Genomic DNA, 20,194 nt, shown 5'->3' on the forward strand with positions numbered 1-20,194 from the left:
CGTCCCGCCCGGGCCCGCCGAGCGGCCCGCGCCGGGCGTGGGGACGGCAAATCGGCTACCGTTGTCATCCGGCCCTTCCTTCCCCGGGGCCGCAGGAGTTGCTTGCATGTCGGATCACGATCTGCCGCTGCCGCGGCGCGATCTCGCGCGCCGTTTCGAAGCGGTCCGGCGTCACACGCTGACGTTGACGGAGCCGCTGTCCGCCGAGGACCAGGCCGCGCAGTCGATGCCGGACGCGAGCCCGGCCAAATGGCATCAGGCCCACACCAGCTGGTTCTTCGAGGCGCTGCTGCTGCGCCCGCACCTGCCGGGCTACCGGCCGCTGGACGAGTCTTTCCACTTCCTCTTCAACTCGTATTACGAGGGCCTCGGCCCGCGGCATCCGCGCCCCCAGCGGGGCCTGCTGACGCGCCCGTCGCTGGACGAGGTCCGCGCCTACCGCCGCCATGTCGACTCGCACATCCGGCAGTTGATCGACAGCTGCACCGACGCGGTGTGGGCAGCGATCGCGCCGACGCTGGAACTCGGCCTGCATCACGAGCAGCAGCACCAGGAACTGCTGTTGACCGACGCGTTGCACCTGCTGTCCTGCCACCCCTGGCGGCCGGCGTTGATCGATGCGCCGCCTGCGCCGATCGCGGCCGGCACGAGCGAGTGGCTGCGCCATGACGGCGGCCTCGTCGAGATCGGCCGGGACGTCCACCAGCGGAACGCGGCGGAGACAGGTTTTGCCTTCGACAACGAAGGCCCGCGACATCGCGTCTGGCTTGAGCCCTTCGAGATCGCCAGCCGCCTGGTGACCTGCGGCGACTTCCTGCGCTTCATCGACGACGGCGGTTACCGCGAGCCGCGCTGGTGGCTGTCGGACGGTTGGGCGACGGTGCAGCAGCAGGGTTGGAAGGCGCCGCTGTATTGGGTGGCGGACGGCGACGATGCCGGCAGGGCCGACAGCGCCGATGGCTCTGGCTCTGGCTCTGGCTCAGGCTCTGGCTCGCGCTGGTCGGTGTTCGGCCTGCACGGCCTGCGACCGATGGACCCCGCCGCGCCGGTGATGCAACTCAGCTTCTACGAGGCCACCGCCTTCGCCGAATGGGCCGGCGCGCGGCTGCCGAGCGAGCCGGAATGGGAGGCCGCCTCGGCGCTGCCCGGCATGGCCCAGCTCGCCGACCAGGCGTGGCAATGGACCCGCTCCGCCTACCACCCCTATCCCGGATTCCGCCCGCTGGAAGGCGCGGCCTCCGAATACAACGGCAAGTTCATGGTCGGCCAGCTGGTGCTCCGCGGCGGCAGCCTCGCGACGCCGCCCGGCCACACGCGCCCGACCTACCGCAACTTCTTCCCGCCGGCCGCGCGCTGGCAGTTCACCGGGCTTCGACTGGCCCGGGATGCGCGTCCGCGCACGGAGACCCCCGCATGAGCAGTTTCGCCGAGGACCTTCACGCCGCGCTCGCCGGCCCCGAGCACACGATCTCGCCCAAGTACTTCTACGACGCACAAGGCTCCGCGCTGTTCGAGCAGATCTGCGAACTGCCCGAGTACTACCCGACCCGCACCGAACTCGCGCTGCTGAGCCGGCACGCCGCCGAGTTCGCGTCGCGCATGGGCCCCGGCGCGCAGCTGATCGAGTACGGCGCCGGCGCGCTGGTGAAGGTGCGCCTGCTGCTGGAGCGCGCGCAACAGCTGCACAGCTTCGTCCCGGTGGACATCTCGGGCCCGCACCTGCTGGCCGCCTGCGAGTCGCTGCAGCGCGAGCAGCCCGCGCTGCGCATCCTCCCGGTGGTAGCGGATTTCACCCGCATGCATGTGCTGCCCGACGCGCCGGCGGACGGGCGTCGCGTGGGCTTCTTCCCGGGCTCCAGCATCGGCAACTTCAATCCCGACGAGGCGCTGGCGTTCCTGCGCCTGCTGCGCGAGGAGCTGGACGGCGGCGCGCTGTTGATCGGCGTGGACCTCATCAAGGAGCCGGCGCGGCTGCACGCGGCCTACAACGACGCGCAAGGCGTGACGGCGCGCTTCAACCTCAACCTGCTGCGCCACGCGCAACGCGAGCTGAAGCTGGAGTGCGACCCGACCGGCTTCGACCACTACGCGTTCTACGACCCGCGCAAGCACCGCATCGAGATGCACCTGCTGCCGCGCGGCGAGCAGCACCTGCAGCTGCAGGGACGCCGCTACACGCTGGTGCCGGGCGAGAGCCTGCACACGGAGAACTCCTACAAGTACAGCGTGGAGAGCTTCCAGGCGCTGGCGCGGGAGGCCGGCTTCAAGCCCTCGGCGCATTGGACGGACGATCAGCGCTGGTTCAGCCTTCACTGGCTGGAGGCTTGACGTCGGTCGCGGGAAGCCTCGCTCCCCCGGGGGTGATGCCGCTCGAAGTAGTCGATGGTGCCCTGCCAGGCGTCCGCCATCGCTTCCCGCACGGCACTCGCGGTCTCCCGCTGGAAAAGGCCCGCGATCCGGTTCAGATCCGAGACGGCCACGCTGCGATCCTCCCGCGGGTCGACGCGGGGGACGCCCAGGGTCGGCGCGAGACGGCTGCTGAGCCGATCCCCGACCCAGAACACCTCGAACAGCGAATGACCGCCGTCGTGGATCAAGGTCATCGCCGCGGCGAGGAGCACATCGGCGGCATGCACATCGCGCGCCAGCAGGCCCTCGTCGCGCAGATGCGCGAACAGGTGCAGCAGGACCGACGTGCATCCGGACAACCCGCTGGCGAAGGGCTGACCGCGCCGGTGCTGGACGTCGGCCACCGGCGAGAACTTCCGGGTGCCGTCGGCCTGGGGCTCGCCCGGTCGGCAGGTCCATGCGGCACGCTCGACCGCCCGGTACCGGGGATCTTCCGCGGCGGGCGGCTGGTGCGCCAGGGTGATGCCGATGCCGCGCGCCTTGCCCTGCGGGCCGCTGTCGGGCTCGCGCGTGCGCAGCGGAAGGATCAGGTCGAGCATCCGGTCGGCGCTGGCACCCAGGTAAGCCGGTAGAGCGCCCGGAAGTCCCAGCCGCGTCGCCACCCGCCCCCGCGCCACCGACAGGTACACGAGCAGGTAGACCCGGGCGACCACCTCCAGGCCGCGGTCCGCACCCCGCTCCATCGGACGATCCAGGTAGGCGAGCACCCTGCGCAGTGCGGCGGGGGCGCCGTCCTGGTCGTCGAGCAGCGACGGCACCCCCGGGGCCGCGGCCATCCAGCCCCGCGGGTCGTGCCGCCAGTCCTTGCACAGGTCCAGACAGGCCGCGCCGGCGAGCGGATCCTCGTGCAGCTCGCGCCGGAAGCCGGCGCACATCGTCGCGACCGCCGCCATCACGGGCTCCGGGGGCCTGCGGATCAGGGCCTGAGCCAGGAGGCTGTCGAAGGCGCGTCCGTGGGGGTTGTCGTGCAGCCGACCGCGCTCGAAGCCCGCATCGTCGAACCAGGCGGACATGTCCGTCAGCAGTCGCGTCGTTTCGGTGATCGCCGACGCCAGCACCCGCTGGTCGGCGGGCTGGGTCGGTCGCATCGCCACCATCCCTTGCAAGACATCGCGAAGCAGCCCTGGCACACGCTCCATCGACATCCGATGGCTCAGGAACAGGCGCGCCGCCCGTTGGCTGAGCGCCGTCAGCCGGAGATCGGCCGGCTGCACGCGGCGCACCCGCTCGATCAGCGCGGACAGATGCACGAGGAGATCCAGCGGCGTGCGCGGCAGGTCGCCCGGCATGTCCGCGCACCTGGCCGACCGCTGGCCGTCCCTGGCGAAGTCCGCCAGCGCCGCGCAGACGACGGAGGCGCTGGCGCGGTGCCTCCCGCACGGGAGATGCCGCGCCGCATCGAGCGCGTTCAGCGCCGCCGTCAGCGCGGGCGGGTCGTCGGCCATCCAGCGGCCCAGCGTGGACGACCACGACGCCGCCGGAGGGCCGTCGTGGCCCACGGCATCGATCAGGGCCTCGGCAAACGCCTTGCGCGCGATCAGCAATGCGTCGGGGGCCGGTTCGGCCAGACCCGCGACCGCCCGCGCCTGCCGGATGTGCGCGTCCATCATGCGGAGTTCAGCCTGCTGCGCCGCACGCCATCGAGGCGCCGCCGGCGCGTTCAGGCGCCTCGACAGCGAGGCCAACCAGGCCCGGCCGGCCGCCCGGCTCGCCTCAGGCACCACGGGGCCGAGTTGCCGCAAACCCGCGGCGACCGCCGTGAGGTCCGCACCCATCCCGCCGACGCCGGCGCCGCCTGGTGTCTCCGGCGGTTCCTCGGCGGCAAGACCGCGGCACTCGCCGCGCTGGAAAATGGCACCCGTCTGATCGATCACGACACACACCTTCGCACGCACCGCCGGCGGCGGTGTCATGCGACAAAGTGTCGGTCGATGACCGGCGGGAGGGGGAGCCCTCGGACCGACAAGCTCATGGCCGGCAGCGGCTCAGACAGCGCAACATCGACATCCATGTGCCATGCGGGTTCGCATCACAGCAACTTCCGATGCGGCAAGTCATGCCGCGGTTCGGGCGAAGTGGCTGTGCTGGCGCAGGTAGTCCTGCGTGCCGGCCCAGGCCTTGTCCATGGCCACACGCAAGCGGTCTCTGGTGTCGGACGGGAAACTCTCGACGAGGGCACCATAGTCGGAAACGAACTTCGTCGGAGCCTGCGTCCCGTCGCTCAGTTGGAGTTCCAGGCCGAGTTCCTTGTCCAGCATGTTGGCCGTCCAGAGAGTCTCATGCAGGGAATGCCCGCCGTCGTAGGTCAACGTCATGCCGATGGCGAGGAGAAAATCCCTCGCCGCGACGCCGCTGACTTCACCGCTGTCGCGCATCTCGGCGAACAAGTGCATGAGCCCGTTGGTCGTCCCTGAAACACCGACGGCAAAGGGCAGTGCGCGGTCGTGCTGCAAGTTGACAGCCGGGGCAAAGTAGGTGGCGCCGGGCACCAGTTTGTCGTTGCCGACTCGCTGGCGGTCCATTGGCCGCACAGCGGGGCGCAGCTGCGGGTCGTCGATCGCCATCGGCTGATGCCGCAGCGTGATCCCGGTGCCCTGCACCTGGACCGCACGCTCCTTCGCAACCATTTCCCGCCGCGTCGCCTGAAACGCCACGCGACCGTACGGTTCATCCGACTTCTGGAGGAAGCGGGGGATGTCGTCCGGCCGCTGGGCCTTGATCGCCATGTCCTTGCGAGCGACGCCGGCGCGAATCAGCAGGAGCGTACGAGCCACGGCATCCGGGCCGTCGGCCACCGGACTGCGCAAGTAGTGGACGAACGCACGGCGAGCCTCCCGGGCATCAGTCGCAGCCAGGAAGGGCTTCAGCCCCGGCACCCGATCAAGCCAGGGGCGTGGGTCGTCGATGAGCGCCTTGCGCACGGCATGCGCGGTTTCTGCGTGCGCCGGGTCTTCCCGGTCGAGCCGCTCCGCATAAGCGTCGGCCATCGCACTGGCGGCCGCCAGCACGGCAGCCGGCGTGGCGTCGACGAGCTGTTGCGCGAACCGGCTGTCGAAAACGCGGCCATAGAGGTTGTCGTGCAACTGCTGGCGGTTGTGCGCCGTCGCCTCTCCTTGCTGGGGGCGCATCGGCATCTGCTGGGCGAGGCGGAAGCACTGCTCCGAAGCTCGATGCTCCCGGAGCTGCTCCAGGCGGCCGGCCGCCTTGGCCGCCAATGCCCTGACCCTCTCCGTTGAAGAACCGTGCGACATGAACAGTCGCTTGAGTTCGCCGGTCAGATGCTTCAATGCGGCGTCGTCGGGGTGTCGCTTCGCCACCTCGCCCGCCACGGCGGCGAGATGCACCAGGACATCGTTCGGCATTCGGGGAGCTTCGCGCGGGGCCGAGGAAGCGGGGACTGCCTTCTGCGCCTCCTGGGCCGCTTCCGCCAGGTTCGCGCACACGCGCCGTGCGACGTCCCTCAGCCCGGTGTCCTCCAGATGGCGCGCCGCGTCCAGCGCATCGAGTATCGCCTCGTGCGCAGGTGGCTCTTCGGAGAACGCATGGTCCAGATGAGTCCCCACGGCCTCGACGAGGTCGCCGCCCCGATCCAATTGCTTCATCAGCGCAATCGCGAGCTGCTGCCGGGCTGCGAGCAAATCGTCCTTCCGCCTGGCGTCGGGCAACGCTGGCCGCTTGATCAGGCGGCGCACACGCGCCGAGGGTGTCATCGTGCGGCGCTCCGCGGAAACTTCCAGTTCGAGAACGTGCAACTCCGCGCGCAGTGTTTCGCGAGCCGACGGCGGCAGATCGGCCGCCCCCAGTCGTCGGTCCAGGGACTGCAGCCACGCCAGCCTCCTCGCATGCCGCTCGGGGCCATGGTGGCGTTCAAGCGATTCGAGTTGCTCTCGCAGCGCCGCGATGTCGCGCGCATGCGCGTGCGAGGTGCCCGGAGTCTGCGGCGGCTGCAAGTCTGGGCGCTCCAGATGCGCCGATGCGGGCCAACTTCTGATCGGCATGTGATGACCTTTCTCGGCCGCCACATAGCGGCTTCAGGCGATCACATTACGAATTGCGGTCGGTTCGATTCGCTGCAAAGTTTGATCGATCTGCGAATCAACGGTGCAGACATGAACACCCCTTCGCGAACAGTTCGCGCACAGGACCGGGGTGACCCAGGGGCTGCTGGACGCTGTGGCCAGCGTTCGCGCGCCCACCACTGTTGACTGACTTCGATCAGTCAGACGCTCACGCGTCGTAGCCGTACACGTCCGCGAGCTTCTCCAGCAGCGCGGGTTCGTCCTTCGTCGCGAAGAAGTAGGGGAACAGCGTGCGCGAGCGGGTCTCCCCGTCCTCGTTCAGCGAGCCGCCGTACTTCCTGACCTGCGTGGCGCCGTAGGCCAGCGACAGGCTCATCAGCACCGCCGGGGCGCCCACGCTGCGGTGCAGCCGTTCCTCGCCATGCGGCTGGAAGTCCAGCATGCGGCGGTAGAAGGCCTTGTGACGGGGATTGACCTCGATCACCAGGAATTCGGCACCCCAGTGGTGCGCCGCGTGCAGATAGGCCAGATGGAACAGGCTGGCCAGGACCAGCTTCGACGGGCCGTCGGGGTCGGCGGCCAGCCGGGTGAATTCGCACAACTGCCAGCCTTGGCGGCGCATGCCGGCCATCTCGGCCGGGAAGCTCTGGTCCGCGGCCAGGTTGCCGCCATCACGCCGCAACCCCAACGTGGACACCAGGCGGCCCTCGAAATAGGCACCCAGCGTCACGTCCGCCGAACGGCTCAGGCGGTAACCGCGTGACGCGTACCGACGCTCCAGCAGCGCATGGCCGGCGCCGTCCATCAGCGCACGGATCTCAATGCGGCCAAACTCCGTATCGCGGGAAACGAGCTCCACCGAATCGGAGCGGAGAAACGAGATCTCCGAACCAATGGACTGCAGCGCCTGCAAGGGGCTTGCGGGCGCTTCCAATTCAATGTTCGACATGCGAGATTCGTCGCTCATTCCCAACTCCAGACTGCTTCGTTATCAAGGGCGAGTCTATGGCCCACTCAAAGTAATTACTGCAGGCCGCTACGATAGTTAACAAATGCGACCCTCGTCTTACGGGTCTGTCCCGGGTTCGAACAGGGGTCAATCCCCCGCCAAGCCAAAACCCCGCATTTGAGGGAATTCGGTTACATGACGGGCATGCTCGAAGAACGCGACGCAGTGCCTCGCCGCAACATGTATTTCCCTGAATTCCCGCCCTGCGGCATCCCGTCTCCCGACGGGATACTTGTTGCAGATGTAACCATATGCGTGCGGTTCAAATGCCGAATTCAGGGGACACATCACCCCACTTTTTTGCTGAAATCCATACAGGATCTGGGGATATTTGTCGTTTCCCAAGCCGATCGTCCGCTAATCGACCAACAAGTTCGTATCGCGTTGCGTCGATCGGCAGGTCGTGAAACAAGTCACGCGCAGGGTTGCGCGGCGAGCGAATCCAGACGCTGACGCGCCTCGGCCATGAGCGGATCGACGCGTCTGTCCGCCTGCGCGGCGATGGCGTCGAGGTCGAACATGGCTTCAAGTTCGCTTTGCGAAATCGAATTCGGCGGCAGTTCGCCGACATCGAGCGCCGTGCGCAGCAGCTGAGGCAGCGAGCCCTCGCCCTGCCGCACGCGGTGGATCAGGTCGCGGATCATCGCGCCGGTGCGCTGCCGTCCCAGGCGCGGCATCAGCAGGTGCTCCAGGCGTTCGCTGGCCACCAGCCCCTGTCTCTCGAGCACGTGCGCCCGCATCCGGTCGACGCGGATGACAGGCTGGGCCAACGCGCGGTTGAGCGCCTGGACCGCCGCATGCGCGCCGCGCATCAGGCCGCTCCATTCGGCCAGTTCCGCCTGATGCTGGCCCAGCCCTCGCTCGTGCTCGGGCGTCATGCATCCCATCAGGCCGGCGACGCGCTGAGGCGCGCGCTGCACCGCCGCCATCGCCTGCAGGGCCGCGACGGGATTCTTCTTGTGCGGCATCGACAGGCAGGCGACCAGGCCCTCGCCCGGCGGTTCGTTGAGTTCGTCGACCTCGGCCTGCGCCATCAACGCGAAATCCTGCGCCAGCTTGCCGAGATTGCCGCAGAGCAGACCGACTTCCAACCCCAGGCGCAGCCAGCGGTCGCGCTGCGTGTGCCAGCACATGTCGGGCCGCGGCAGCGACAGCTCGGCGGCGACGGCCGCCAGCATGTCGTCGGCGCGGTCGCCCATCGCGTCCAAAGTGCCGACCGCGCCGCCGAGCTGCAGCAGCAGCGAGTCGCGCCCCTGCTCCCGCAGGCGCTCGGCGCTGCGCAGCAGCGGCATCAGCCAGTTCATGAGCTTGAAGCGCAGGCTGATCACCTGGGCCGGCTGCATCATCGTGCGGCCCAGCATGGGCACGGCGGCGTGAGCTTCGGCGAGATCCAGCAGCCTGCCGCAGAGTTGCTGCAGGTCGTCGTCGATCAGGCGCAGCGCCTCACGGCTGCGCAGCACCATCGCGGTGTCGATGAGGTCCTGCGCCGAAGCGCCCCGATGCACATAGGCCGCCGCGGCGGGGTCGAACAGAGCGACCGTCTCGCGCAGGCGCTGCACGACCGGCTGCGCGAGGTTGCCGCTCTGCGGCCCGGCGGCGATCAGGGCCGGCACGTCGTAGAGCTCGGCGCGGCACAGACTGGCGATCGCCTGCGCGGCCGGCGCCGGGATCAATCCCACCCGGGCCGCGGCGCGGGCGAGCGCGGCCTCCACGTCCATCATCGACTGGACCACCGCGGTCGGCGAGAACACCGATTCCATCGCGGTGGAAGACAGAAAAGCCTCGAACAGCATCCAACGTCCTTTAAGGACTGCCGATGCTATCGAGGCTCCCGCGTACGCCGTACTCAAGCAAACCCGCTTGGGGTTTGTCTCAGCCGGTGATCGCCCGCCGGAGGCTCCTCATCCAGGAGCCTTTCCGGGAGGCCGACGCCAGGGTCAGGCTCAGTTGGCCGGCACGTACATCTGGGCGAGGCGGCTCATCAGGCGCAGCGACAGGCGATGCATCGTGATGACTTCCAGCAGGCCGTTGCGGTGCAGCTCGACGATCTTGGCGTCGGGCAGTTCGGCCAGGGCCTTCTCATTGATGGTCAGGAAGCCGTCCACGTCGAGCTTCTCGCCGCTGGGCAGTTGCGCCTCGAAGCGCATGTCCTGCAGCAGGTCCAGGTCCTGCAGCAGTTCGCAGGCCTGGCGGGTGCGCTCGGCCTCTCGCTCGAAGTCCTCGCAGAACTGCTTGGCGTTCAGCAGGAACTCGGAAGCTTCGCCGTCCGCCTTGAACAGCGGTTCGCCGTCGGTCTCGGAGAAGGCGCCGGAGCCCATGTCCAGGCACAGCGCCATGTCGGTGGCGCTCTCCTCGATGCGGGCCATCGCGAAGGGCCAGCGGCGGATGTACGCGGGCACGTAGCGGCCGGTCCACTGGCCGTCCTTGATGAACAGGTTGCTGCCCTGGCGCAGGCCGAACACGGCCAGCGGCGCGACCGCCGGACGCTGGCCGTCGGCGGCCTGGCCCACACGCACGAACACCACGGGGTATTCGAGGCTGGCGTCGGCGAATTCCGCCACGGCGACGAACAGCGAATTCAGCTGCGTCACGCGGTCCAGCACCGGCGCGCCGACCTTCATGCGTGTGTTTTTGTGCTGCACCCGGTCCACGGGGACCAGGTTCTCGTACATCGGGGGGTTGCTCATTGATTCACTCCATCGTCCGCCAGTCGCGAGACCAGCACCTTGTCCACACGCTTGCCGTCGAGGTCGACCACCTCGAATCTCCACGCGTCCCACTCCGCCACGTCGGCCGTGCGCGGCAAGCGCCCCAGCAGCAGCATCACCATGCCGGCCAGGGTGTTGTAGCGCCCACGATCCTCCTCGGGCAGTTCCTTCAGATCCAGACGGTCCTTCAACTCGGTGACGGGGATCAGGCCGTCCATCAGCCAGCTGCCGTCCTCGCGCTGGACCGCCCAGGCGTCCTCGCCGTCGGACGAGTTGAACTCGCCCGCGATGGCTTCCAGGACGTCGCGCATCGCGACGACGCCCTGCACTTCGCCGTATTCGTCGACGACGAACACCAGCGGCGTTTCCGCGCCGCGCATGTGCGCGAGCAGCTCCATGCCGGACAGCGTCTCGGGCACGAAGACCGGCGGTTCCAGGCCGGTCGACAGATCCATCGATTCGCCGGCCAGCGAGCGCGCCAGCAGATTCTGCGCGCTGACCGTGCCGACCACGTCGTGCAGCCCGCCGCGGCAGACCGGGTAGCGGCTGTAGCCGTGCGCGCGCAGGATCTGCAGCATCTGGTCGGGGCGGTCGCTGATGTCCAGCCACGCGATCTCGGCGCGCGGGATCATCATCGAGCCGATCTGGCGCTCGTCCAGGCGGAACACGTTGCGCACCATCTGGTGCTCGTGTTCTTCGATCACGCCGGCGTCCCGGCCTTCCTCGAGGCTGGCGGCGATCTCCTCTTCCGTCACCGCGCGGTTGGCGCGGCCGCCCATGCCGAGCAGCTTCAGCGTGAACTCGGTGCAGAAGCTCAGCAGCTTGACGAAGGGCCGCGTCACCAGGGACATGATCTCCATCGGCGGCGCGACGAGGCGTGCGACGTTCTCCGGGTACATCTGACCCAGGCGCTTGGGCACCAGTTCGCCGAAGATGATGGTCACGAAGGTCAGCACCAGCACGACCAGGCCGGTGGCGGTGATGTCGGCGGCGCGGGAACTCAGCGGCGTGCTGGCACGCAGCACGTCGGCCAGCGGACCGGAGAAGGCGGCTTCGCCGACGATGCCGTTGAGCACGCCGATGGACGTGATACCGATCTGAACCGTGGACAGGAATTTCGTGGGGTTCTCATGCAGGTCCATGGCGGCCTGCGCGCCGCCCTCCCCGCTCTCCACCATCACTTGCAAGCGTGCCTTGCGGGACGCCGTGAGGGCCATCTCCGACATGGCGAACAAACCGTTGAGCAGGATCAGGAAGAGAACTAGGGCGGTATCCATTGACAGCGCGGACCGGGTACTAACCCCGAGTCGCGCCCAAAACACAAGGTCGGCAAGGTTAGCAGAGCCTGTGTGACATCGGCACCGCAAAATCCCGCTATGCATTACCTCATCGGCGATCTCCAAGGCTGTTGCGACGCGCTGGCGCGTCTCCTGGAAAAGATCGATTTTTCCCCGTCCCGCGACCGGCTCTACCTCCTGGGGGATCTGGTCAACCGCGGCCCCGATTCCTTGACGACCTTGCGTCGGCTGCAGTCGCTCGACGACGCGGCGCAATGCCTGCTCGGCAACCACGACCTGCACCTGCTCGCGACCGCGGCGGGGGTGCGAGCCCCACACAAAGGGGACACGCTGGACGCGATCCTGCGGGCGCCGGACCGCGAGGCGCTGCTCGAGTGGATGCGCCGGCAGCGCCTGGCGATGCGCGCGCAGGGGTGGCTGATGGTGCATGCCGGGGTGGTGCCGCAGTGGGACGCGGACCAGACGCTGGCGCTGGCCGAAGAGGTGCATGCGCTGCTGCGCGGACCGGAGCTGGCGGAGTTCCTGCCGCAGATGTACGGCAACGAGCCGGATCGCTGGAAGGATGACCTGACGGGCGTGCCCCGGCTGCGCTTCATCATCAACGTGCTGACGCGGATCCGCTTCTGCAATGCGAAGGGGCGGCTGGACTTCAAGACGAAGGAGGGTCTGGGCACCGCGCCGGAGGGCTTCATGCCGTGGTTCGACGCACCGGGACGGCGCACGGCGGGGCATCCGATCGCGTTCGGTCACTGGTCGACGCTCGGGCTGGTGCAGCGGCCGGACCTGCTGGCGCTGGACACCGGCTGCGTCTGGGGCGGACAGCTCTCGGCCGCCCGCGTCGCGGACGGCGAGGCGCAGGAGATCATCCAGGTGGAGTGCGTGCAGGCGAAGAAGCCGGGGGCGGACTGAGCAGCACTCGACGGCGGCCTCTCCAGGCAAGCTTAGAATGTCGGCTTCTCCTGTGACAGGAGACGTGGCTCGATGACTCAGTCGGCCGCACTGAAGGAAGCGTGGCCGAGTGGTTTAAGGCACTGGTCTTGAAAACCAGCGACGGGCAACCGTCCGTGAGTTCGAATCTCACCGCTTCCGCCAACCCGCCTGCAGTTGAGGAGCTCATCCATGGCCTCCACTTTCGACGTCGCCAAGTACATCACCGAGCAAACGGGTGAAGTCTCGGCCATGAAGCTGCAGAAGCTGATGTTCTACGCGCAGGCCTGGAACCTGGTGTGGGAAGAGGCGCCGCTGCTCGACGAGGATTTCCAGGCCTGGGCCAACGGGCCCGTGCTGCCGAGTCTCTATCAGAAGCATCGCGGCATGTTCAAGGTCGACGCGACCTTGTTCCCGATGGCGAATAGCGCAAGCCTCTCGCAGGAAGAACGCGGCAACATCGATCGGGTCCTCGCGTTCTATGGCGACAAGACCGCCCAGTGGCTCAGCAACCTGACCCACCAGGAAGATCCCTGGAAGAACGCCCGCGGCGACACGCCGGTGGGCGAGGCCTCCACCGCGGTGATCAGCCAAGGCGCGATGCACGAGTACTACTCGTCCCTTTGATGGGTTGAAGGCTCGATGGGCAAGAAAAGCGAGGAGCGCGCCCGCAGGAAGGCCGCCTCCCAGGCCAGGTTCGAGGCTGGCAAACCGGCGATGCTCGCCCGGGTTCCGGCGACGGACTCCCCCCGACATGCCGCGGCGCCAGCACCCAACGCCGCGCCTCGTCTGGCGCCGCACCTTGCCCGAGCGGCAACCGCCGCTGCCCGCGCGCCAAAGACCCGGGAGGACGGCAGCCGCTTCCATGCCAGGATGACGTGGTGCACCACGCGCGCGGACCAGGACGATCACTGGTCGTGGGGAGAACCCCGCGCATGGTCGGAGGAAGAGTGGGACCAGACGATCCATCCTCCGATGCGCGATCTCGCGGGGCTCACGTGGGGCGAGATCGACAGGCTCGCTTCAGGCACCGGCCACAAGATGCATCACCTTCACGAAGTGGGTGACCTCATCGAAGAAGCCCAGCAGCGCTGGATGAGCCTTGACCTGGATCAATTCGACTCGGTCTTCCGCTTCCGTCTCAGCGGCCAGAAACGTCGCGCCTGGGGCTTCATCGTCGACGCGCACTTCCACTTCGTGTGGTGGGACCGCGAGCACTCCCTGTATCCCACCGAACCCCATTGAGCGCCAGCGCCATGTCGACCAGTCCCGCCCCCCACGCTCCTGCCCTGCTCGCCCTCATCGGCGGCAACGAGGACCGGCTGACGCCGGGTGCCGTGCTGCGCGAACTGATCGCCGCCTGTCATGAAACGCGCGCCCTGCGGATGCCGCTCCAGGCCGTCGTCCTCAGCACCGCCAGCGGCGAGCCCGACCTGCTCTGGTCCCAGTACGAACCTGCCTTCCGCGCACTCGGTGCCGAGCCACGCTGGGTCGATCCGCGCGACCGCGACGCGGCCGGCGCCGCTGCGACACTCGACGCCGTCAGGACGGCCGATCTGCTCTTCATGACCGGCGGTGACCAGGAACGTCTGGTCGACGTGATCGTCGACACGCCGCTGCACGCGCTCATCCGCGAGCGGCATCGCGCCGGCGAACTCGCCATCGCGGGCACGAGTGCCGGCGCCTCGGCGCTCGGCGCGCACATGCCGGTCGGCGATCTCGACGAGCAGTTCGCGGGACCGCCGCAGGCCTTGCATCGCGCGCTTGGGCTGATGCCGACGCTCATCATCGATCAGCACTTCGCGCAGCGGAAGCGCCACGCGCGTCTGCTGCGCCTCGTGTCGCTCGATCCGCGCCGGCTCGGTGTCGGCATCGACGAAGACACCGCCATGCTCATCCGTCCGGATATCGGCCTGCGCATCGTCGGGAGCGGCGCGGCGACCGTCATCGACTCCGCGCGTGCGAGCGATCGTCGCGAGCCCGCCGGGATCGTCGCGCTCGAGAACCTCAGCTTCACACTGCTCGCGGCGGGCGCCTCGCTGCGCTTCGACGATCCGTCCGCGCCGCCGCATCTGCTGCGCCTGCTGCAGACGATCGCCGCATCGGCGTCATTGCGCGACTGACGCGCGGCAAGGCGCGCCGCATCGTCGATCACGCGGCCACGTGCGCCGCGAATCCACTGACACCGGGCGCGACGTCCTCACCCAACTCGTGACCGTCGGGATAGTCCCCGCCGTTCTGCGCGCGGTACGCCACGGGCGCTTCGTCGAAGACATGGGCCAAGCGCTCGCGCCACGCGGCCGCAGCGGCCTCGACAGTCTCCGGCGTCATCCGGCCCACGCCATGCACCGCATGCGTCTTCAGCACCGACATGCCGGGATAGAACAAGGTCCCGTGCGTGATCGGGAACAGCAACTGGTCGATCGGCCCGTTGATCCCGCGCGGTCCGTAGTCCGCGGCCGGTCCTCCGGTCGTCACCGACACCATCGCGCGCCGGCCTTCGAAACCGCCTTCGCCGTAACGCAGGCGGTTGCCCTGGCCGTTGCGGCCGTAGGCCAGGCCGCGCGCCCAGACGCGATCGATCCAGCCCTTCATGATGGCCGGCATGCCGAACCACCAGAGGGGGAACTGCAGGATCACCAGGTCTGCGGCAAGCAGCTTGCGCTGTTCCTCGACGACGTCGGCCGGCTGGTGCCCCTGCTCGAACGCGTGACCGGACTCACGCACGAAGTCCAGGCGGGCGGTGTCGGTGCGGACCGGAAAGTCCTGCTCGTCGTAGACGGCCTTCCAGCCCATCGCATAGAGGTCGGATTGCAGCACCTCGTGGCCGGCGGCGCGCAAGGTCTGCTCGGCGACGTCGACCAGGGTGCGCGTCAGCGAGGTCCGCTCAGGCTGGGCGTGAACGATCAGCACGGTCTTGCGATCGGGGACGTCGGTATCGGGGGAACGGGTCATGGGAGGCTCCAGGAAGTCGAAGTGGATCGGGAATGGACGGGAGGCAATGAGGGCAGTCTGACGATCCGAGCCTCATCCGTGAAATCACGTCTTCTCTGTCCTACTATCGATCTGATGGATACCAGCCGCCTCGACCTGAACCTGCTCGTGACGCTCGAAGCGCTGCTGACCGAGCGCAACGTGACCCGCGCCGCCGCCCGCCTGAGCCTGAGCCAACCCGCCGTCAGCGCGCAGCTCGCGCGGCTGCGCGATGTCTTCGAGGATCCGCTGCTGCTCCCCGCGCAACGCGGCATGACGCCGACAGCCAAGGCCCTCTCGCTGCTGGAGCCGCTGCGCCAGGCGCTGGACCAGGTGCGCGGCGTGGCGAGTTCGCACCTGAACTTCGACCCGGCCACCGCCGACCTCACCGTGACGATCGCCGCCTCGGACTACCTGCAGACCAGCGTGCTGCAGCCGCTCGTGCTGCGGTTGCGCCGCGACGCGCCCGGTGTCCGCATCGCCGTGCGCCACATGGATCCGGCCCAGCATGCCGCGCAGATGGCACGCGGCGATGTCGACCTCGGCCTGATGCAGCCCATCGAGGCCGCGCCCAGCCTGCGCATGCGTGCGCTGTTCCACGAGCGCTACGTGCTCATCGCCCGCCGCGGCCACCCGGCGCTGGAGGCCAAGGCGGGCGGGAAATCGGACGGGACCTCGAACGGGAAGGCGACGGCCAAGCTCAGCGCCAAGGCTTTCGCCAAGCTCGAACAGGTCATCGTCTCGCCCGCGGGTGGCGCGTTCTCGACGCCCGTCGACCAGGCGCTGGCCGGCCTCGGCCTGAAGCGTCAGGTCGTGCTCTCTGCGGCATCCTTCCTCTTCGTGCCGGACATCGTCAGCCGCTCTGATCTCGTCGCGCTGGTGCCCGAACGTCTCGTCAAGGGCCGCGCCGCCGGCCTGCAAGTCCTGGCCCCGCCGCTGCCGATCGAGGGTTTCGACATCGCCATGGTCTGGCACGAGCACAACCAGGGTCATGCGGCCCAGCGCTGGCTCCGCGAGCAGGTGCTGGCGGTAGGCGCCCCTCGCAAGGACGTGACGGCGTCGTGAATCAACGACGCTTCGACGCCATCAAAACGCCCATACAACGCATGTCAAACAGCTTCTTAACCTGAAGCTGTCGGCAAGCTGTCGAGAGGCCGTCGACAGCCCTTCGCTGCGCAGAAATGCGTACGACACGCGGAAGCCGCGCCGGAACCATGGGCACATCTCGATACCTCCCCGGTGTGCCATGACCCTCAACCGTTCGCTTGCCCGAGGCCTGTTCCTCGCCGCGGTGGCCCTCTTCTTCGGACTGGGCGCGCTGCGTTATCCCATCGGCCGCATGGACCATGCCGGCGCCGGCATGTTCCCGCTGATCATCAGCATCCTGCTGGGTCTGGTGGCCCTCTCCACCATCGTGCGCGGCCTCGTCGCCGGCGGTCCGGGCCTCGAATTCCAGGTGAAGAACATCGGTCTCATCCTGGCCGCGCTGACCGCGTTCTCGCTGGTCTCCCGCTTCGTCAACATGTCCGCCGGCATCGTGGTGATGGTCTTCATCGCCACCGCCGCCGGCAGCAACTACTCCTGGAAGCGCAACGTGGTGATCTCGATCGGCCTGCTGGCGATCGCCTTCATCTTCCAGAAGTTCCTCGGCCTCAACCTGCCGCTGCTGTAAGGCTCCGACCATGGACATCCTCCACAACCTCGCCTTCGGCTTCGAGCACGCGCTGACCTGGCAGAACCTGATGTTCTGCGCGATCGGCTGCGTGGTCGGCACCCTCGTCGGCCTGCTGCCGGGCCTGGGGCCGCTCGCCACCATCAGCGTGCTGCTGCCGCTGACCTACTCCATCCCGGTCAACGGCGCGCTGATCATGCTCGCGGGCATCTACTACGGCGCGCAGTACGGCGACAGCGTCAGCGCCATCACGATGAAGATCCCGCATGCCAGCTCCATCGTGGCCTGCATCGACGGGTACCAGATGACCTTGAAGGGGAAGACGGGCCTGGCCCTCTTCACCGCGGGCATCTCCAGCTTCATCGGCGGCACCGTCGCCATCGTCGTGCTGGCCTGCCTGGCGCCGACGCTGGGTGAAGTGGCCTTCCTGTTCGGCCCGGCCGACTACTGCTCGCTGATGCTGCTGGGCTTCCTCTGCGTGAGCTTCGTGACCACCGGCAGCCTGCTCAACGGGCTGGCGATGTGCCTGATCGGCGTGCTCTTCGGCCAGATCGGCACCGACGTCAACTCCGGCATGGAGCGCTACACCTTCGACATGCCCTTCCTCGCGGAAGGCGTGGGCCTGGTGAGCATCGCGCTGGGCTGCTTCGGCATCGCCGAGATCTCCAAGAACCTGGACGCCAAGAACGAGCGCACGCCCTTCAACGGCAAGATCCACCTCATGCCGACCTGGCCCGAGTTCAAGCGCATCATCCCGAGCGCGCTGCGCGGCAGCGTGATCGGTTCCGTGCTGGGCATCCTGCCCGGCGGCGGCCCGACGATCGCGCAGTTCGCGGCCTACGCCGTCGACAAGAAGGTCAGCAAGTACCGCCACGAGATCGGCGACGGCGCCATCGAGGGCGTGGCCGGCCAGGCCGCGGCCGACGAGGCCGCCGCCCGCACCAGCTTCATCCCGCTGATGTCCATCGGCATCCCGGAGAACCCGGTGATGGCGCTGATGATGGCCGCGTTCATCATCAAGGGCATCCAGCCGGGTCCCAACATGATCGGCGGACACCCGGACATCTTCTGGGGCCTGGTGGCCTCGATGTGGGTGGGCAACGTGTTCCTGGTCGTGCTGAACGTGCCGCTGGTGCGCTACTGGCTGTCGGTCTTCAAGATCCCGTACAACGTGCTGTTCCCGTCGATCCTGTTCTTCTGCTGCGTCGGCACCTTCAGCGTCAACAACAACCTGGACGACATCTTCGTCACCGCGGCCTTCGGCCTGGCCGGCTACATCTTCATGCGACTGGACATGGATCCGGCGCCCCTGATGCTGGGCTTCATCCTGGGCCCGATGCTGGAAGAGAACTTCCGCCGCGCCATGCTGATCAGCCGGGGACACTTCGACGTCTTCGTGCAGCGCCCGATCAGCGCGACGCTGCTGGCGATCATCGCGTTCTTCATCGCATGGCAGTTCATCGCCTTCATCCTGTCCAACCGCAAGGGCGCGAAATCCGCCAAGGCCGCGGGCGGTCATGACGATGACGACACCAAGGGCAAGGACGGCGGCGGGGTGACGCCGCAGGTGGCCTGATTCATCCCCATGCTCGCGGCGACCGCGCCGCGTCCGTGCGCATTCGGGCGCACCAGCCACCTTCAGCCGCCGGCCGCGATCGCGACCGGCGGCTTTTTTACGGGCGCGGCGGCGTTCGGAAGGCCGTGAGGGACACGGCACCGGCGTGTTCGTCGAGCGCCACCGGCGGTTCCGCGTTGTTGCCGGCGTACTGCAGTGGCGGCGGTTCGCCACGGCGCTGTTCCTCCAGCGTCTGCAGCTCGACGCCGTGCGAGTTCAACGGATCGGTCCAGAACAGGTAGCTCGGCGCCGTCAGGCTGCCGACGATGAGTTCCGTGAGCCAATCCGCGGCGACCGGCGCGGCCGCGCCGAAGTGGGGCCGGATCCAGCGCTCGAGGGTGCGCTCGTCCAGCAGCGTGTCGTAGAGCTGGTTGAAGCCCGCGACGAAGCAGCCACGCGCGGCCGTCGTGTCCCAGTGGAGCATGGTGCGCATCGCCTCGGGCAGGTCGCCCTGGCCGGTGCGCATGCGGACCTGCGTCGCGGTGCCATGGCGGCAGGCGTGGTGCAGCATCAGCAGGGTCCACAGGTCGAGCGCCTCGCCGCCCCAGTTCGACAGGCCGCGCAGCACGATGCCGCCCGGCAGCAGGGCGCGCGCCCGCAGATCCACGTCCGGCGCGGCCGTGAACACCCGGCTGACCGCCAACTGGTTGATCGCATACCCAAGCCCCGCCAGGGCGAGCGAGCTCCGGGTCGGTCCGCTGTCGGGGGCGGTGGCCATCGGCCAGCGCGCCTGGATGCTGTCGCGCATCAGCGGATAGAGCACCGCTTCCGCGAAGCGCGTGCCGGCGAACAGCATCGTGCCGGTCGAGGCGCCGAGCGCGCACGCCCCCGCCGGCAACGCCATCAGCGCGACGCGCGTGGCGCGGGAGTACCGCGTCGCCTCGCCGCGCGCCTCGTCGCGGATCAGCAGCACGGCCTGGCCGAGGACCGGCACGGCGAGGGCGCCGCACGACAGCCAGGTCCGCGCGGTCTCGGACACGCTCTCGGCGAGCGCGACATCCAGCGCCCGGCCGACGGCCTGCCGCACCATTGTCGGCAACGCGACGGACGCGAAATTGCGCGCGCCGCAGTGCGCCAGATTGACCGTCGCGCGCCCCAGCGCCGCGATGAAGGCCCGCAGCCGTCCGCTCGGGCAGTGGCGGTCGCGTTCCTGGTCGATCACCTGCGCCGCCGGCGCGCGCAACGCCTCCGGCAGACCGCGACGCTCGCCGTCGAGGATGAAGCGGTCCACGCCCTCGACCACCGAGCCGCGCCGCCAGCGCAGGTCGCTATCGATGACGAGCTGCCGGGCGAGTTGCTCCGCCTCGCGCGCGCCGCGAGGCCCCAGGACGTCGAGCGCACCGTCGATCAGCACGGCATCGGACGTGGCGGCGAGGGGCGACAGCGGAGCACTGCCGTACTCTCCGGCGGACTGGCCGACGGACGACGCGCGAGCGCGCGAGGAAGACAGGATCGCACGGGTATCGTCGCCCCAGGAGCAGGTCGACGACGCCGTGGACAGGAACGACGCGGAAGGATGCATCGCCGTTCAGTCCGGCGGTCATGCGACGGGTTCATCCCCCCT

Annotated in this window: 17 protein-coding genes and 1 tRNA gene; 10 read left to right on the top strand and 8 right to left on the bottom strand. The window is 68.5% G+C overall.

The window, feature by feature from the left end:
- The first annotated feature begins 106 nt into the window (after nucleotides 1-106).
- Together PV762_RS08080 and egtD are read left to right on the top strand one after the other, a co-directional pair.
- Nucleotides 107-1,417, top strand: coding sequence for an ergothioneine biosynthesis protein EgtB (locus PV762_RS08080; protein WP_421034524.1), 1,311 nt, complete (start codon nucleotides 107-109; stop codon nucleotides 1,415-1,417).
- Entirely contained in the window at nucleotides 1,414-2,328 is a 915-nt protein-coding gene (gene egtD / locus PV762_RS08085) for an L-histidine N(alpha)-methyltransferase (protein ID WP_421034525.1), read from the top strand. Before PV762_RS08080 ends, egtD begins: the two co-directional genes overlap by 4 nt.
- On the opposite strand, the gene PV762_RS08090 is transcribed toward egtD, so the two are convergent.
- The 6 genes from PV762_RS08090 to PV762_RS08115 form a co-directional block, all read right to left on the bottom strand.
- Nucleotides 2,310-4,322, bottom strand: coding sequence for a hypothetical protein (locus PV762_RS08090; protein WP_421034526.1), 2,013 nt, complete (start codon nucleotides 4,320-4,322; stop codon nucleotides 2,310-2,312). The two genes, egtD and PV762_RS08090, sit on opposite strands and share 19 nt — an antisense overlap.
- 141 nt (nucleotides 4,323-4,463) lie before the next feature.
- Nucleotides 4,464-6,431, bottom strand: a complete 1,968-nt coding sequence (locus PV762_RS08095) for a hypothetical protein (RefSeq protein WP_421034527.1) — start codon at nucleotides 6,429-6,431, stop codon at nucleotides 4,464-4,466.
- A 205-nt stretch (nucleotides 6,432-6,636) separates the two neighbouring features.
- On the bottom strand, nucleotides 6,637-7,377 hold the full coding sequence (locus PV762_RS08100; RefSeq protein WP_421034528.1) for an N-acyl amino acid synthase FeeM domain-containing protein: 741 nt from the start codon (nucleotides 7,375-7,377) through the stop codon (nucleotides 6,637-6,639).
- A gap of 473 nt (nucleotides 7,378-7,850) precedes the next feature.
- Nucleotides 7,851-9,230 carry a lyase family protein gene (locus tag PV762_RS08105; protein WP_421034529.1) on the bottom strand — a complete coding sequence of 460 codons (1,380 nt, stop codon included), beginning with the start codon at nucleotides 9,228-9,230 and terminating at the stop codon, nucleotides 7,851-7,853.
- Nucleotides 9,231-9,380: 150 nt separating this feature from the next.
- Entirely contained in the window at nucleotides 9,381-10,124 is a 744-nt protein-coding gene (locus PV762_RS08110) for a SapC family protein (protein WP_421034530.1), read from the bottom strand.
- On the bottom strand, nucleotides 10,121-11,422 hold the full coding sequence (locus PV762_RS08115) for a hemolysin family protein (protein WP_421034531.1): 1,302 nt from the start codon (nucleotides 11,420-11,422) through the stop codon (nucleotides 10,121-10,123). Before PV762_RS08115 ends, PV762_RS08110 begins: the two co-directional genes overlap by 4 nt.
- 99 nt (nucleotides 11,423-11,521) lie before the next feature.
- Here PV762_RS08115 and PV762_RS08120 point away from each other — a divergent pair, with 99 nt between their 5' ends.
- From PV762_RS08120 to PV762_RS08140, 5 genes are all read left to right on the top strand, one after another.
- Nucleotides 11,522-12,352: a symmetrical bis(5'-nucleosyl)-tetraphosphatase gene (locus PV762_RS08120; RefSeq protein WP_421034532.1), complete on the top strand. Its 831-nt coding sequence runs from the start codon at nucleotides 11,522-11,524 to the stop codon at nucleotides 12,350-12,352.
- A gap of 95 nt (nucleotides 12,353-12,447) precedes the next feature.
- Nucleotides 12,448-12,535 (top strand) — tRNA-Ser (locus tag PV762_RS08125).
- Nucleotides 12,536-12,562: 27 nt separating this feature from the next.
- On the top strand, nucleotides 12,563-12,997 hold the full coding sequence (locus PV762_RS08130; protein ID WP_421034533.1) for a Panacea domain-containing protein: 435 nt from the start codon (nucleotides 12,563-12,565) through the stop codon (nucleotides 12,995-12,997).
- Nucleotides 12,998-13,012: 15 nt separating this feature from the next.
- Nucleotides 13,013-13,615 carry a hypothetical protein gene (locus PV762_RS08135; RefSeq protein WP_421034534.1) on the top strand — a complete coding sequence of 201 codons (603 nt, stop codon included), beginning with the start codon at nucleotides 13,013-13,015 and terminating at the stop codon, nucleotides 13,613-13,615.
- Between the two features lie 11 nt (nucleotides 13,616-13,626).
- On the top strand, nucleotides 13,627-14,493 hold the full coding sequence (locus PV762_RS08140; RefSeq protein WP_421034535.1) for a cyanophycinase: 867 nt from the start codon (nucleotides 13,627-13,629) through the stop codon (nucleotides 14,491-14,493).
- 28 nt (nucleotides 14,494-14,521) lie between these two features.
- On the opposite strand, the gene PV762_RS08145 is transcribed toward PV762_RS08140, so the two are convergent.
- Nucleotides 14,522-15,325 (bottom strand): NAD(P)H-dependent oxidoreductase, encoded by an 804-nt coding sequence (locus PV762_RS08145; protein ID WP_421034536.1) that lies wholly within the window; start codon nucleotides 15,323-15,325, stop codon nucleotides 14,522-14,524.
- A gap of 114 nt (nucleotides 15,326-15,439) precedes the next feature.
- On the opposite strand from PV762_RS08145, the gene PV762_RS08150 reads away from it, so the two are divergent.
- The 3 genes from PV762_RS08150 (at nucleotide 15,440) to PV762_RS08160 (ending at nucleotide 18,591) form a co-directional block, all read left to right on the top strand.
- Nucleotides 15,440-16,408 (top strand): LysR family transcriptional regulator, encoded by a 969-nt coding sequence (locus PV762_RS08150; protein ID WP_421034537.1) that lies wholly within the window; start codon nucleotides 15,440-15,442, stop codon nucleotides 16,406-16,408.
- A 181-nt stretch (nucleotides 16,409-16,589) separates the two neighbouring features.
- Complete coding sequence (locus tag PV762_RS08155) at nucleotides 16,590-17,015, top strand: tripartite tricarboxylate transporter TctB family protein (protein ID WP_421034538.1); 426 nt, start codon at nucleotides 16,590-16,592, stop codon at nucleotides 17,013-17,015.
- A 10-nt stretch (nucleotides 17,016-17,025) separates the two neighbouring features.
- Nucleotides 17,026-18,591 carry a tripartite tricarboxylate transporter permease gene (locus tag PV762_RS08160; protein WP_421034539.1) on the top strand — a complete coding sequence of 522 codons (1,566 nt, stop codon included), beginning with the start codon at nucleotides 17,026-17,028 and terminating at the stop codon, nucleotides 18,589-18,591.
- A gap of 97 nt (nucleotides 18,592-18,688) precedes the next feature.
- Here PV762_RS08160 and PV762_RS08165 read toward each other — a convergent pair whose 3' ends face one another.
- The gene (locus tag PV762_RS08165; protein WP_421034540.1) at nucleotides 18,689-20,152 is read right to left on the bottom strand and encodes a hypothetical protein; all 1,464 of its coding nucleotides are present in this window, start codon (nucleotides 20,150-20,152) and stop codon (nucleotides 18,689-18,691) included.
- Between the last annotated feature and the right edge of the window lie 42 nt (nucleotides 20,153-20,194).

This window comes from Mitsuaria sp. CC2, from assembly GCF_048957715.1.
In the GTDB taxonomy this organism is placed as follows: domain Bacteria; phylum Pseudomonadota; class Gammaproteobacteria; order Burkholderiales; family Burkholderiaceae_C; genus Roseateles.